14 protein-coding genes are annotated in these 13000 nt (G+C 61.5%); 10 read left to right on the top strand and 4 right to left on the bottom strand.

Going from position 1 to position 13000, the window contains the following annotated elements:
- Positions 1-163 precede the first annotated feature (163 nt).
- From AC244_RS17795 to AC244_RS17775, 5 genes are read left to right on the top strand one after another with little or no spacing between them, the layout of a single operon-like run.
- A complete protein-coding gene (locus AC244_RS17795) occupies positions 164-1087 on the top strand; it encodes a carbohydrate ABC transporter permease (RefSeq protein WP_053250152.1) in 924 nt (307 codons plus the stop codon).
- A 7-nt stretch (positions 1088-1094) separates the two neighbouring features.
- Positions 1095-1955, top strand: a complete 861-nt coding sequence (locus AC244_RS17790; RefSeq protein ID WP_053250151.1) for a carbohydrate ABC transporter permease — start codon at positions 1095-1097, stop codon at positions 1953-1955.
- A gap of 4 nt (positions 1956-1959) precedes the next feature.
- On the top strand, positions 1960-3021 hold the full coding sequence (locus AC244_RS17785) for an ABC transporter ATP-binding protein (protein ID WP_053250150.1): 1062 nt from the start codon (positions 1960-1962) through the stop codon (positions 3019-3021).
- Positions 3008-3778, top strand: coding sequence for a formylglycine-generating enzyme family protein (locus AC244_RS17780; protein WP_414735931.1), 771 nt, complete (start codon positions 3008-3010; stop codon positions 3776-3778). The genes AC244_RS17785 and AC244_RS17780 overlap by 14 nt, the downstream gene beginning before the upstream one ends.
- Positions 3757-4755, top strand: coding sequence for a ScyD/ScyE family protein (locus AC244_RS17775; protein WP_053250149.1), 999 nt, complete (start codon positions 3757-3759; stop codon positions 4753-4755). Before AC244_RS17780 ends, AC244_RS17775 begins: the two co-directional genes overlap by 22 nt.
- A 176-nt stretch (positions 4756-4931) precedes the next feature.
- Here the strand turns inward: AC244_RS17775 and AC244_RS17770 are convergent, their stop codons facing one another.
- Positions 4932-6206, bottom strand: a complete 1275-nt coding sequence (locus AC244_RS17770; RefSeq protein ID WP_414735932.1) for a sugar MFS transporter — start codon at positions 6204-6206, stop codon at positions 4932-4934.
- Between the two features lie 374 nt (positions 6207-6580).
- Positions 6581-7468: a helix-turn-helix domain-containing protein gene (locus AC244_RS17765; protein ID WP_053250214.1), complete on the bottom strand. Its 888-nt coding sequence runs from the start codon at positions 7466-7468 to the stop codon at positions 6581-6583.
- A 114-nt stretch (positions 7469-7582) separates the two neighbouring features.
- On the opposite strand from AC244_RS17765, the gene pobA reads away from it, so the two are divergent.
- Positions 7583-8755 carry a 4-hydroxybenzoate 3-monooxygenase gene (pobA, locus tag AC244_RS17760; RefSeq protein ID WP_053250147.1) on the top strand — a complete coding sequence of 391 codons (1173 nt, stop codon included), beginning with the start codon at positions 7583-7585 and terminating at the stop codon, positions 8753-8755.
- Here pobA and AC244_RS17755 read toward each other — a convergent pair.
- Together AC244_RS17755 and pcaQ are read right to left on the bottom strand one after the other, a co-directional pair.
- On the bottom strand, positions 8734-9288 hold the full coding sequence (locus AC244_RS17755) for a GNAT family N-acetyltransferase (protein ID WP_082366896.1): 555 nt from the start codon (positions 9286-9288) through the stop codon (positions 8734-8736). The genes pobA and AC244_RS17755 overlap by 22 nt on opposite strands.
- A gap of 87 nt (positions 9289-9375) precedes the next feature.
- The gene (gene pcaQ, locus AC244_RS17750; RefSeq protein WP_053250212.1) at positions 9376-10302 is read right to left on the bottom strand and encodes a pca operon transcription factor PcaQ; all 927 of its coding nucleotides are present in this window, start codon (positions 10300-10302) and stop codon (positions 9376-9378) included.
- Positions 10303-10395: 93 nt separating this feature from the next.
- Here pcaQ and pcaD point away from each other — a divergent pair, with 93 nt between their 5' ends.
- From pcaD to pcaG, 4 genes are read left to right on the top strand one after another with little or no spacing between them, the layout of a single operon-like run.
- Positions 10396-11208, top strand: coding sequence for a 3-oxoadipate enol-lactonase (gene pcaD / locus AC244_RS17745; protein ID WP_053250146.1), 813 nt, complete (start codon positions 10396-10398; stop codon positions 11206-11208).
- Positions 11201-11605 (top strand): 4-carboxymuconolactone decarboxylase, encoded by a 405-nt coding sequence (gene pcaC / locus AC244_RS17740; protein WP_053250145.1) that lies wholly within the window; start codon positions 11201-11203, stop codon positions 11603-11605. Before pcaD ends, pcaC begins: the two co-directional genes overlap by 8 nt.
- A 12-nt stretch (positions 11606-11617) precedes the next feature.
- Positions 11618-12367, top strand: coding sequence for a protocatechuate 3,4-dioxygenase subunit beta (gene pcaH, locus AC244_RS17735; RefSeq protein WP_053250144.1), 750 nt, complete (start codon positions 11618-11620; stop codon positions 12365-12367).
- Positions 12367-12981, top strand: a complete 615-nt coding sequence (gene pcaG, locus AC244_RS17730; protein ID WP_053250143.1) for a protocatechuate 3,4-dioxygenase subunit alpha — start codon at positions 12367-12369, stop codon at positions 12979-12981. The genes pcaH and pcaG overlap by 1 nt, the downstream gene beginning before the upstream one ends.
- The last annotated feature ends 19 nt before the right edge of the window (positions 12982-13000 follow it).

Below are 13000 nucleotides of genomic sequence, written 5' to 3'. Positions count from 1 at the left end.
GAGCAGGGTCTTCGGACCTCGCCTCGTTTCACGCTGCCGGCAATCGTCTGCGGTCACCGTGGAACCGACAATACAGGCGTGCCGGGACGGGGCTCAGAGCATCCGGCTTTCAGTGGAATTCCTCAAGGCGGATGGAAGGCCTTGGATCGAGCGGGAGGGACCAATGCCGAAGGCCGAAAAGGAAACATTGGCCGCGCAGCTTCAGCCGGGTGGTGGTGTAGAGCGTTGGGCAGAGCGTCATCTGCGCTTCCTCATGCTTGCGCCAACAGTCCTCATATTGCTCGGGCTGACGATCTTTCCCAGCTTCTACATGTTCTATGCGGCGGTTCACAAAATCAGCCCGAACCCCGATCTGCCCTGGGAGTTCGTCGGCCCCGACAATTTCGCTCGACTTCTTTCCGACACGCAATTTCACGTCGCACTCTGGAACACCACCGTCTTTACCGTTGTGGCAGTGACGACCGAATTCCTCCTCGGTCTCGGCCTGGCGCTGCTCCTCGATAAATTCATCCGCCGACTAACCTTTCTCAAAACCGTCCTGATGATCCCCATGATGCTGCCGCCGGTCGCCGTCGCGATCACCTGGAAGATCATCTACGAGCCACAGTTTGGCGTCCTCAACGAAATCATGTTCCGTCTCGGTCTTCCACTGCAGGCCTGGGCGGGCGACGTGAACCTCGCGATGTTTTCGATCATCGTCGCCGATGTTTGGCAGTGGACGCCGTTCATATTCCTTCTGATGTTGGCGGGGCTGGCAAGCCTGCCGGTCGAACCCTACGAGGCCGCAGCGCTCGACGGCGCCTCGTCATGGCGGCAGTTCTGGGACCTGACGCTGCCCTTCCTGAAACCGGTCATCGCCATTGCCTTGCTCCTGCGCGTCATGGATGCGCTGCGCCTTTTCGATCTGGTCTTCATCCTGACGGGGGGAGGTCCGGCAGACCGAACGAAGGTCTTGAGTCTATACATCTATCAGGTCGCCTACCGCTTCGCCGATCCCGGCTACGCGGCGGCGATCTCGCTCTTCGTGCTGTTCGTGACGATCGTGCTGAGCACCTGGTTCATGAAGCGCATGCGGCTTGCGGAGTGAGGCGACGATGGCGACGATAAGAACACGCAGCCGGGCCCGGGAGATGCTTCTCCGCCTGTCCGCCTATCTGACGATCCTCGTCGCGCTGATCCTGACGCTGTTTCCCGTTTATTGGATCGCGGCGAATTCGTTCAAGTTCGACATCGACATCTTCGCCGTACCGCCCGAATGGCTGCCGCGCAACCCGACATTGAAGCACTACGACGAAGCGTTCATCCAGCGGCCGTTCCTGCGTTACGCGCTCAACAGCTTCCTCGTCGCGGTTGGAACGACCATCGTTTCCGTGGTTTTTGGTACGATGGCGGGTTATGCGCTGGCGCGCTTCAGCTATCCCTGGCAATGGCGCAAGCAGATCTCGTTCTGGATACTGTCGACGCGGATGATGCCGCCGATCGTCAGCATCATCCCGCTCTACCTGTTCTTCAACTACTTCGACATGCTGAACACGAAGTCGGCGCTGATCGTCGCCTATACCGCCTTCAACCTGCCGTTTGCCACCTGGATGATGAAGAGCTATTTCCAGGACCTGCCGGTCGAACTGGAAGAGGCAGCGATCGTCGACGGGGACACGCGCTGGGGCGCATTCCTGCATGTCGCTTTGCCGCTCGCGCGCCCAGGGCTGGCGGCCACGGCCATCTTTTGTCTGATCATCTCGTGGAACGAGTTCCTGCTTTCCCTGATCATCACGCTCACCGAGCAGTCTCAGACGCTGCCGATCGGGATTGCCGGGCGGGTGACGCAGTACAAGACCTATTGGGGGGAAATCAGCGCCGCCGGGTTCATGGCCTGCGTGCCGATCGTCATCTTCGCTTTCATCGTTCAGAAGCATCTCGTCCGGGGGCTGTCTCTCGGGGCCGTCAAGGGGTGAGACCATGGCGTCCGTCACGTTCACCAATGTCACCAAAAAGTTCGGCGAATTCATCGCGGTGGCCGACTTCAATCTGGAGGTCCGGGACAAGGAGTTTCTCGTCCTGCTCGGCCCGTCCGGCTGCGGTAAGACGACGACGATGCGCATGGTTGCCGGTCTCGAGGAGGCGACATCTGGTGATATCTACATCGATGCGGAACGCATCAATGGCGTCCTGCCAAAATATCGCGACGTCGCTATGGTCTTCCAGTCGTATGCCTTGTATCCGCACCTCACTGTCGAGGACAATATCGGCTACCCGCTGAAGATCCGCAAAGTGCCCCCGGCCGAATACAAGCGACGAATAGCCGAGGTCGCGCGGCGCGTGGAACTCGACACGATGTTGTCGCGTCTGCCGAAGGAACTCTCCGGCGGCCAGCGCCAGCGCGTAGCACTCGCCCGCGCCATCGTCCGCACGCCACGTGTCTTTCTGATGGACGAGCCGCTTTCCAATCTCGACGCCAAGCTTCGCACCCAAATGCGCGCCGAGCTGAAGCATCTCCAGCATGAGCTGCAGGTCACGACGATCTATGTCACCCACGACCAGATAGAGGCGATGACACTCGCCCACCGCGTGGCCGTGATGAACAAAGGCGTGATCGAGCAGCTCGGAACGCCGAGGGATATCTACAACGATCCGCGCACCCTCTTCGTTGCCGGATTTATCGGCTCGCCGCCGATGAATCTGATTCCGGGGGAGGTGAAAAACGGTGTGTTCGTCAGGGCCGGCCTCAGGTTGGCGGGTCTCGGCCGGGCAAATATCTCTTCCGCCGTTCTCGGTGTGCGTCCGGAGGACGTCCATGCGGCCGGAGCCGAGGATGCCGACGTCAATCTGGTCGCGCCGATCTATTCGGTGGAGCTCACCGGCGAGAACACGCTTGTCAGCCTGCAGTTGGGTGGCCAACTGATGACCTTGCGCGCCGACAAGAACTTCGCTGGCCAGATCGATCAGCGGGTCGGCGTGAAGGTCGCGACCGATCGCGTCTTTCTGTTCGATGGAGGGACACAATACCGTGTCGACTTCTGACATCTGGACGGCGGCGATTGCAATCACAGTTGCATTCCGCGCGGCCGCCGTCGATGTCGGCCCCATAGACGGCAATCCGCTGATCGAAATTCCCGCCGGGGCCTTCGTCTTCGGTCGTGACGACGGCCCCGAAAATGAGCGCCCGCGCCGCGTTCTGGAGGGGCGGGCCTTCGCGATCAACCGTACCGAGATCACGAACCGGCAATACGGACGCTTCATCGCTCAGACCGGTCACCGCCCGGCCTTCTACGCAAATCACCCGGTTCTGGGATTGGACGACCGGCCGGTCGTCGGGGTGAGTTGGGGAGACGCCGATGCTTTTTGCCGTCACTACGGGTTGGCGCTGCCGTCGGAGCAACAATACGAGAGAGCGGCACGCGGAACGACGGGCAGCGCATTTCCGTGGGGCTCGGCCCCTGGGGACTTGGTGCGGGCAAATTCAGGCGCGGATATCTGCTGCTCCGGCGACGCGCGCGACGGTTATCCGATGACCGCGCCAGCAGAGTCCTTCGCCGATGGCGCAAGCAGCGAGGGCGTCCTCCATCTTGTCGGCAATGTCTGGGAGTGGACCAGCGATGTTTACGCGCCCTATGACGGTTGGGCCGCGGCAAAAGGTACGGGGCGATACCGCGTGCTTCGCGGTGGCTCCTGGAACAGCGATGCACGCCACCTTACGACGACCTACCGCCTCGCCTATAATCCGGAATTCCGTTTCTCAGCCAATGGTGGCTTCCGATGCATTCGCTCCGCGGCTTGACAATCATTGCTGGCCTTCTGTTCCTGGCAGCCGGCGCCAGCGCAGAGCCGGCAGTCGCACCCGGCTACCGGCTAGAGACCGTTAGCCTGCCGGGTGCGGCGTTCGCCGGTCTGTCCCGCGACGGCGAGGCTCTGCTCGTCACCGATCTGGCCAGCGGCCGGCTCTATCGCCGCGACGCGGAGGGTAAGCTCGTCGCATTCGGTCCGGTCTTTTCGCACGGCCTCGACGTGATCGGCGACCCGACCGGCCCCTATCGTGTCGTGCGTGCCGGCGACGTCCTTGTCGTTGCCCAAGGGTGGACGCCGGCCAACTCCGAGGCAGGCCCGTACGACCACGCCCTCATTGCCATCGATGGCGCTGGCGCGGTCCGCGTCATCAGCAGCGATTTCTGGAATCCGTTCGACTTCATCTTGGCGGACGGCGTTTACTACGTGATCGATGCCGCGCGAAACAGTGTCGAACGGGTGCAAACGGACGGGCAGAAGAAGACGATCATGACGTTCCGCCGTATGGCTGAGGCCGCGACGGCACTGCAGGATCTTTCGCCGACAGAGTTCGCGACCGGGAACAGCTATGAAGTCGATGCGGTGCCGACCGGCATCGGGCTGCGCGACCGGCGCCTTTATGTCGCGCTGTTCGGTGGCTTTCCTTTCCTTGCCGGTGCCGGAAAAATCGTTTCGATCCCCGAAACCGGTGGCGCGTCAAATCCGCGACTTGACGTCGAAGGCTTGAATGCGCCCGTTGCTATCGCCTTCGACAGTGACGGAGAGATGCTTGTTCTCGAACACGGTATCTACGATCAGCCGGAAGGTTTCCGGAAGGGCAGCGGTCGTTTGCTCAGACTCGACACAAGGACGGGCAGCCGAAAGATCATTCTCGACGCCTTGACACGACCGGTGTCAGTCCTCGTCTGGGACCAGCGGCGGCTCGTCGTTTCCGATCTGGGCGGCAACCTCCATTTTCTGACACGTGAATAGGCGCACCGACCACCAGTGCGACGACATTCGAGGCGAAGAGGGTGTCGGGTCGCACTTCGAATGGGCAACGAGTGCGAAATGCAGCCGCAGCACAGACGGCCGGGCACCGAGCATTGAAGAGATGGGGGCAAAGACGCGTCGCCGTCAGTGCGCCGACGCGTCTTTGCCCGTTCAGGTCAGGTGGGCCTGTGTCCCCTCAGTCCGTAGAAGGCGATATAGGCATAACAAGCTACGGGCATCAGGAAGGCGAGGTGAATGCCGAACGTGTCGGCAAGGGCGCCTTGCAACAGCGGGAGCAGTGCGCCGCCGACGATCGCCAGGCACAGGATTCCGGAGCCTTGGCTGGTGTATTTTCCAAGTCCGTAAAGCGCGAGGCTGAAGATCGTCGGGAACATGATCGAGTTGAAAAGCCCGATCGCCAGCACCGACCACATTGCGATGTCGCCATTTGAAAAGACCGTCAGCAAAAGCAGGGCAATTGCCGCCGCCGCGTTGAGGGCGAGCGCTTTGCCGTCGTTGACATAACGCATGGCGACCGCGCCGATAAAGCGACCGACCATGGCGCCGCCCCAGAAATAGGACACGTAATGCGCGGCCTCGGCCTCGGAAAGACCGGCGATGTCAGGCTGGCTGAGGAAGTTGACGAGGAAGCTGCCGATACTCACTTCGGCGCCCACATAGAGGAAGATGCCAACTGCGCCGAGCACCAGGTGACGATACTGCCAAGCCGATTTACCATCGGTAATGGGCTCGATCTCGTCCTGAACGTCGACGCTTGGCAGCTTCAAGGCTGCGAAAAGGGCGGCAAGCAGCAGAAAGGCGGCGGCCAGCAGCATGTAAGGCGCTTTGACCGCATTTGCTTCCGCCAACCGTATCACGCCGAGTTGCTCAGGCGCGACATCTGCCGTGGCAACGGTCGCGGCCGACAGTATCAGCAATGCGCCGAACATCGGCGCGAGTGTCGTACCGAGCGCGTTGAACGCCTGGGTCAAGGTCAGACGGCTTGCGGCGGTATCCGGTGGGCCAAGGACGGTCACGTAAGGGTTGGCCGCGACCTGCAACAAGGTGATGCCGGATGCGAGCACGAACAAGGCGCCAAGGAACAGTGGATAGAGTTGATAGCTCGCCGCTGGAACGAAGAGCGCGCAGCCGATCGCCGCAATCACCAGGCCAAGCACGATGCCCCATTTATAGGTGATGCGTTTGACCAGCGCGCCGGCAGGCAAGGACACGATGAAGTAGGCGCCGAAGAAGCAGAACTGAACCAGCATCGACTGTGTGTAGTTCAGTGCAAAGAGATTCTTCAGGTGCGGTATGAGAATGTCGTTCAGACACGTGATGAAGCCCCACATGAAAAAGAGAGACGTCAGGGCGAAGAGGGCGAATTTGTAACCGGTTGCGCCGGATTCCGTGGGCGCAGCCGCGCCCGCGGCTTGAGCGCCGGTGGTGATGATACCTGCCAATGTGATAACCTTCTGTTGTTGGTGACGCCGGGGACGTTGCTTGGGAACCGTCGAAGGACGAACCGGCGGCAGCTCGGGAGACGCTTGGGAGGCATGAAGACCCCTGGGGCTGCGGGGCGCTATATACAGCGAGAAATCGATTTTGGTAGCGTTTAAGCGATTTCTGCTGCGTATTTTGATCGATTTTTGAACGGGCGACACAAGTGCCGAGCGGATATTAACCCGCTGCTGCCGCCGCTGTTTATGGCGGTTCTCCGCATCGGCGAGATCATGCCAGCGGCGCCGTGCCCCCAGTAACGCAAGTCTTGCGCGACCGCCTCATTTGACGGTGCCCCGGGATGGTCGCACCATACGGTCAGCGCTCAGGCGCCCAGTTTCTGCCGCTCTGCAAGCCGCCAGGCGCGGGGCGTCATGCCGGTTTGCCTGAGGAAGAACCGGGAAAAGTAGGCGGGATCGACAAAGCCGAGCCGGAAGCTGATCTCCTGAACGCTGCCACGGGTGAAGACGAGTTCGCGTCGCGCTTCGTCCGTCAGCTTGCGCGCAATAATCTCATGGGCGCTCTGGCCGGTGACGCTGCGGGCGATGCGATTGAGATGGGTGGCTGAAAGGCCAAGTTCGCGGGCATAAAACACGGCTGGTCTGTGCGCGCGATGGTGTTGCTGGACGAGGCTCAGGAAATGTTCGACGCGCCGTTCGTTTTCCGTGGCGGCGGCATCGTCCTTAACGGGGTGCGCTTCACCGAGGCGAGCACTCAGCGTTAGCGTCGACGTCAGGTAGGCATCGAGCAGGTCGGTGCGGTGGCTCCGGTTGGCTTCCCATTCCGCACCCAGCCTGGCAAGGGTCAACGCAACATAGCGGCCGTCGTCACTACCGTCGAGGCGGGTAAGACGTGGCGTCGCCATCCAGGCGCCGAGACGGCTGCGCTCACCGGGGGATACCTTAAGATGCGAGGCGAGAACGGTGAACACGAACCCGTCGATATCACGGGAGAAACGGAAACCATGGCTGGTCGCCGGCGGCACGGTGATCATCACCGGTGGACGAATGGGGTGCACGGTATCGCCGAACACCGCATCTCCCGATCCGCCGGCAATGTACAAGATCTGAAAGAAACTCTCATGCCGATGCAATCCGATCTCCCAATGGTGCAGGCTGCTGCGCGACGGGATCGTTTCGCAATGCAACCAGAAAGCGGGCCGTTCTCGCGATTCTTCGCCATAAAGCTCGTAGGTCGGGACCGCTCTTTTCATCACGTGCATCCATTGGCAATGTTCGATTAGTGCAATTTCTTGACCGAAATGTCCATTGAGCCGGATGGCGCTCCCGCGCAGAGTTTTGTCAAAAGCCAGTTTCGGGAGGAAAGCATGCGCACACAGGTCGTCATCATCGGTTCGGGCCCATCGGGTCTTCTGCTCGGGCAATTGCTAACCGGTGCCGGTATCGACAACGTCATCCTTGATCGCGTCAGCAAGGATTACATTCTCGGCCGCGTGCGGGCCGGCGTGCTCGAGGAGGGAACCGTCGGCCTGATGGACCGTGCGAAGGCCGGCGCCCGCATGCATGCCGAAGGCCTGCCGCACGACGGCTTTTCGTTGGCCTTCGATGGTCGGGATCATCGTATCGACCTTCACGGCCTGACCGGCGGCAAGCGCGTGATGGTCTATGGCCAGACGGAATTGACGCGCGACCTGATGGGAGAGCGCGCGCTCACCGGCGCGCCGTCGATCTACGCGGCGGCAAATGTCGAGCCGCATGATTTCGATGGGCAAAACCCCTATGTGACCTATGAACGGGACGGTATAAACCAGCGTATCGATTGCGATTTCATTGCCGGTTGCGACGGATTTCACGGGATAAGCCGCAAGTCGGTTCCTGAAAAGGCGATCCGCACCTTCGAAAAGGTTTATCCCTTCGGCTGGCTTGGCATTCTCGCCGACGTCTCTCCAGTCAGCCACGAACTGATCTATGCCAATCATCCGCGCGGGTTTGCGCTTTGCTCGATGCGTTCGCAGACCCGCAGCCGATATTACCTGCAGTGCGCGCTCGACGAAAAGATCGAGGACTGGACGGATCAGCGCTTCTGGGACGAACTCAGGCGACGGCTGCCGGCACACCATGCCGAGGCATTGGTGACCGGGGCGTCGTTCGAAAAGTCGATCGCGCCGCTCCGATCCTTCGTTGCCGAGCCGATGCGCTTCGGTCGGCTGTTCCTGGTCGGAGACGCCGCCCATATCGTGCCGCCCACCGGCGCCAAAGGCTTGAATCTTGCGGCAAGTGACGTGCACTACCTCTTCGAAGGGCTGCTGGAACACTATCAGGACCGTTCGAATGCCGGTGTCGACGCCTATTCCGCGCATGCCTTGGCGAGGGTTTGGAAGGCGGTGCGTTTTTCCTGGTGGATGACAACCATGCTTCACCGTTTCCCTGATACCGGCGATTTCGACCAGAAGATCCAGGAGGCCGAACTCGATTATCTCACCCATTCGCGTGCCGCCGCGACGGCGCTTGCCGAAAACTACGTCGGGCTGCCGTTCTGAGGCAGGCCCTTCGCGGCGAGATCGCTGCGCAGCATGCCGTAGATGGCAGTGTCCCAACGGGCATCGCCAACTCTCGCTGAAGACCGCCGCACACCTTCCTCGATAAAGCCGAGCTTGAGATAGGTACGGATCGCAGCCGTGTTGAACGTATAGACGTTGAGTTCCAGCCGCTCGAAGATGGGGTCCGCGAAGAAACGCTCTATAACGCACTGGAGAAAAGGGTGGGCGAGGCCCAGTCCGCGAAGCCGTGGGTTGATCGCCACGCGGCCGAGACGGCCGACGCCATTTTCCCAGTCAAGTGCGACCTGGGCGTGACCGGCAAGATTGCCATCGACCATGCCGGCAAACATCCATCGCGCCGGCTCGTTGCCTAAGGTCGAAGCCTGCATCTCCTCGAGCTGCGTCGCGTCGAGCGGAAAGCGAAGTCCCGGCCCACCCCATTGGGTGAGCGCTGCGGCGGTCGGGAACCAGTCCAGCATGTCGGCAATGTGGTGTCGGGCGAAGATTTCGAGCTGCACTGGATCGATCGGCATCGTGTTTCAGCAAAATGATTGAGGCTGCAATCTCGGCTGACGAGGATGTTTTGTAAAGGGCGGCGGGTGTGAACTGCCGGACCGCCGTCACGGTTTCGGGGCGATGTCCGATGCCGCCTCGCGAATGGTCTGCATCAGGATGGAAAGCGGCAATGATGGAACGGAGTCGGCACGCATCGTCAGGCCGACCGGGCCTTTGGTTTCGCTGGTGTCGATCGGCAGGACCGCAAGCGTCCCATCCTCGATATCGCTGGCGACGACGCCCGCAGAAATGATCCAGATTGCGTCGCTGGTGCGCACGAAAGCGCGGCCGAAGGCATCGGAAACCGTTTCGATCTGGTTGGGCAGGCCCGGTATGCCGTTGGCGATCAGAAAATGTTCGACGAAGGGGCGAATGATGGAGGCTCGCGTCGGCATCAGCACCGGGTAGTCGCCGAGACGGGCGAAGGCCGATTGCGCGTCCGAAAGCAACGGGTGCCCTGCGCGCACGGCAAAGACCACCTGTTCGGAATAGAGATGCTCGAAGGAAAATCCGGTCATCTTCTCCGGCGCCGCCAACCGGCCGACGACGAGGTCGAGGTCTCCGACCCGCAACTGTTCGAGAAGGACGGCATTCTCGCCGGTGACGATCTTGATGCGTGCGCCGGTGTCCTCCTCCAGGAAGAGCGACATTGCCCGCGGCATGATCCGCGTCGAGACCGTCGGCAAAGCGCCGATGCGCACCGGCACGCCATCGCCGGAGCGCTCCTGCGAGACGGAATCGAGGCCCTGGCGAAGCGCGGTCAGCGCCGCACCGGCGTGGCGAAGAAAGACCTCGCCATAGCGGGTGATCTTGATGCCGCGTCCCTCGCGCTCGAAAACGGCAACCCCCAGAACCTCTTCCAGCTCGCGGATCGTCTTGGTGACGGCGGGCTGGCTGACATGCAGAAGCTCTGCCGCCTTCATGACGCTCTTCTGCCTTGCGACCTCGACAAAAGTCTGCAGATGGCGAAACTTGACCCGGGCGTCGTTCATGGAATTCATAACTCTTGAGTTAATGGAATGCCGTGAAATATCATTTTACCTAACCAGATTAAACATACAATTTGGTTGCAGAGGAGAAGTGCCGTGCAGTTTGCCCGCATCAACGACATCACCATCCACTATCAGGTCATCGGCGCCACGACTGAGCGGCCGGTGCTGGTCTTTGCCAATTCGCTCGGCACGGACTTTCGCATCTGGCGGGATGTCATCGTGCGTCTCGCCGGCGAATACGCGATCGTCCTCTACGACAAGCGCGGCCACGGTCTCTCCGATATCGGCCCTGTCCCTTACGCGATCGAGGACCACGCCAATGACCTTGCCGGCCTTCTCGACATGCTCTCGGTCCGCCAGGCGATCATCTGCGGTCTTTCGGTCGGCGGATTGATCGCCCAGTCGCTCTATCAACGGCGCCCGGATCTCGTGCGGGCGCTGGTTCTCTGCGATACCGCCCACAAGATCGGCACGCCGGAAATGTGGGCGACGCGCATTGCCGCCATCGAGGAGCACGGCATCGAGGCGATCGCCGACGGTGTGCTGGAGCGCTGGTTCACGCCGGCTTTTCGCAGGCCCGAGAACACCGCGCTTGCCGGCTACAGAAACATGCTGATCCGTCAGCCGGTCACCGGCTATGTCGCCACCTGCGGCGCGATCCGCGACGCCGATTATACCGAGGCGGCGGCCCGTATCGCGGTGCCCGTCCTTTGCGTCGTCGGCGACCAGGACGGTTCGACACCGCCGGATGTGGTGCTTGCCACCGCGCGCCTCATCCCCGGCGCACGCTACGAAGTCATCCGTGATGCGGGGCACATCCCTTGCGTCGAAAACCCGGAAACCCTGACCGCGGTGCTGCGCGCCTTCTTCGAAATTGCAATGCATGGAGACAAGAGCCATGAGTGATGCCTTCGCGCCCTCCGACCGCTACCGCCAGGGTATGGCGACACGGCGGGCCGTCCTTGGCGACAACCATGTGGACCGCGCGCAATCGGCCTCGACCGATTTCGACCGGCCGTTCCAGGACCTGATCACCGAAGCCGCCTGGGGGCACGTCTGGTCGCGCCCGACCTGGACGAAACGTGAGCGGTCGATCGTGACGATCGCGCTTCTGGCCGCACTTGGCCAGGACGAGGAAGTGGCCATGCATGTGCGTGCCACCGCCAATACCGGTGCCAGCCGCGACGACATCTGCGAGGCGCTGCTGCATGTGGCGATCTATGCCGGCGTTCCGGCGGCCAACCATGCGATCAAGATCGTCAAGCAGGTCTTTGCGGAGATGGACGCCGGCAAGGCGGCCTGACGGGAGTAACAGATGTCCGACAGAGCAAACGGGAAGCCCGAAACCGGCGCCTTCTTTCCCCGTGACAGAAACTGGCATGCCCCGGCGCTGACCCCAGGCTACAAAACCTCCGTGCTGCGTTCGCCGCAGAAGGCGCTGCTGTCGCTCGACGGCACGATCTCCGAAATCACCGGACCGGTGTTCGGACATTCGATGCTGGGCGAACTCGACAACGATCTTATCCACAACTTCGCCAAGCCGGGCGAAAGCGCGATCGGAGAGCGCATCATCGTTCACGGACGGGTGCTCGACGAGCGTGGACGGGCCGTTCCCGGCGCTTTGCTCGAATTCTGGCAGGCCAATGCCGGCGGGCGCTACCGCCACAAGAAGGAAAGCTATCTCGCAGCGCTCGATCCGAACTTTGGCGGCTGCGGCCGCACGATCACCGACGAGGAAGGCTTTTATTCCTTCCGCACGGTCAAGCCCGGCCCCTATCCCTGGCAGAACGGCGTCAACGACTGGCGTCCGGCCCACATCCACTTTTCGGTTTTCGGCCACGGCTTTGCGCAGCGGCTGATCACCCAGATGTATTTCGAGGGCGATCCGATGATCTGGAAGTGTCCGATCGTCAACACGATCGCCGATCGCCGCGCGATCGAGCAACTGATCGCGCCGCTCGATTGGGCAAACACCATCCCGATGGACGCACGGGCCTACAAATTCGATATCGTGCTGCGCGGTCGCCGCTCGACGATGTTTGAAAACCGCATGGAGGGCAACTGATGGTCCAGGCGCTCGGCTATCTCAAGGAAACCGCGTCGCAGACCGCCGGTCCCTATGTGCATATCGGCCTCACGCCGAATTTCTGCGGCATCGACGGCGTCTATGACGCCGACCTCGGCACGACGATGCTCAACGAACGCACGCTCGGCGAACGCATCAGTGTCAGCGGCCGCGTGCTCGATGGCACCGGAACGCCGCTTAGAGATGCGCTGGTGGAAATCTGGCAGGCAGATGCGGCGGGGCTCTACAATTCCCCGTCAGAAATGCGAGGTGCTGCCGATCCGACGTTTTCCGGCTGGGGGCGGTGTCCGACCGGCGCCGATGACGGCGTCTTTCGTTTCGATACGATCAAGCCGGGTCGTGTCCCGTTCAAGGACGGCCGGCCGATGGCGCCGCACATCACTTTCTGGATCGTTGCGCGCGGCATCAATATCGGCCTGCACACGCGGATGTATTTCCCCGACGAGGCGGAGGCGAACGCCGCCGATCCGCTGCTTTTGCGCGTCGAGCATCGCCATCGCGTTGCAACGCTTGTCGCAACCGGCAGCGCCCCTAATTATATCTTCGACATTCACCTGCAGGGTGAGAAGGAAACGGTCTTCCTCGACATCTGAAACCGGAATGTCACGCAGA

Origin of the sequence: Ensifer adhaerens (genome assembly GCF_001270265.1) — a bacterium.
GTDB lineage: Bacteria > Pseudomonadota > Alphaproteobacteria > Rhizobiales > Rhizobiaceae > Ensifer > Ensifer adhaerens_B.
This window is presented reverse-complemented; position numbering and strand designations above follow the sequence as displayed.

Excerpts from the sequence above, each read along its gene's own strand:
- AC244_RS17755 (WP_082366896.1), bottom strand. The coding sequence starts at position 9,288 with ATGCCGATCGATCCAGTGCAGCTCGAAATCTTCGCCCGACACCACATT.
- pcaC (WP_053250145.1), top strand. The coding sequence starts at position 11,201 with ATGAGTGATGCCTTCGCGCCCTCCGACCGCTACCGCCAGGGTATGGCG.
- pcaG (WP_053250143.1), top strand. The coding sequence starts at position 12,367 with ATGGTCCAGGCGCTCGGCTATCTCAAGGAAACCGCGTCGCAGACCGCC.
- AC244_RS17765 (WP_053250214.1), bottom strand. The coding sequence starts at position 7,468 with ATGAAAAGAGCGGTCCCGACCTACGAGCTTTATGGCGAAGAATCGCGA.
- AC244_RS17795 (WP_053250152.1), top strand. The coding sequence starts at position 164 with ATGCCGAAGGCCGAAAAGGAAACATTGGCCGCGCAGCTTCAGCCGGGT.
- pobA (WP_053250147.1), top strand. The coding sequence starts at position 7,583 with ATGCGCACACAGGTCGTCATCATCGGTTCGGGCCCATCGGGTCTTCTG.
- pcaQ (WP_053250212.1), bottom strand. The coding sequence starts at position 10,302 with ATGAACGACGCCCGGGTCAAGTTTCGCCATCTGCAGACTTTTGTCGAG.
- AC244_RS17775 (WP_053250149.1), top strand. The coding sequence starts at position 3,757 with ATGCATTCGCTCCGCGGCTTGACAATCATTGCTGGCCTTCTGTTCCTG.
- AC244_RS17790 (WP_053250151.1), top strand. The coding sequence starts at position 1,095 with ATGGCGACGATAAGAACACGCAGCCGGGCCCGGGAGATGCTTCTCCGC.
- pcaH (WP_053250144.1), top strand. The coding sequence starts at position 11,618 with ATGTCCGACAGAGCAAACGGGAAGCCCGAAACCGGCGCCTTCTTTCCC.
- AC244_RS17785 (WP_053250150.1), top strand. The coding sequence starts at position 1,960 with ATGGCGTCCGTCACGTTCACCAATGTCACCAAAAAGTTCGGCGAATTC.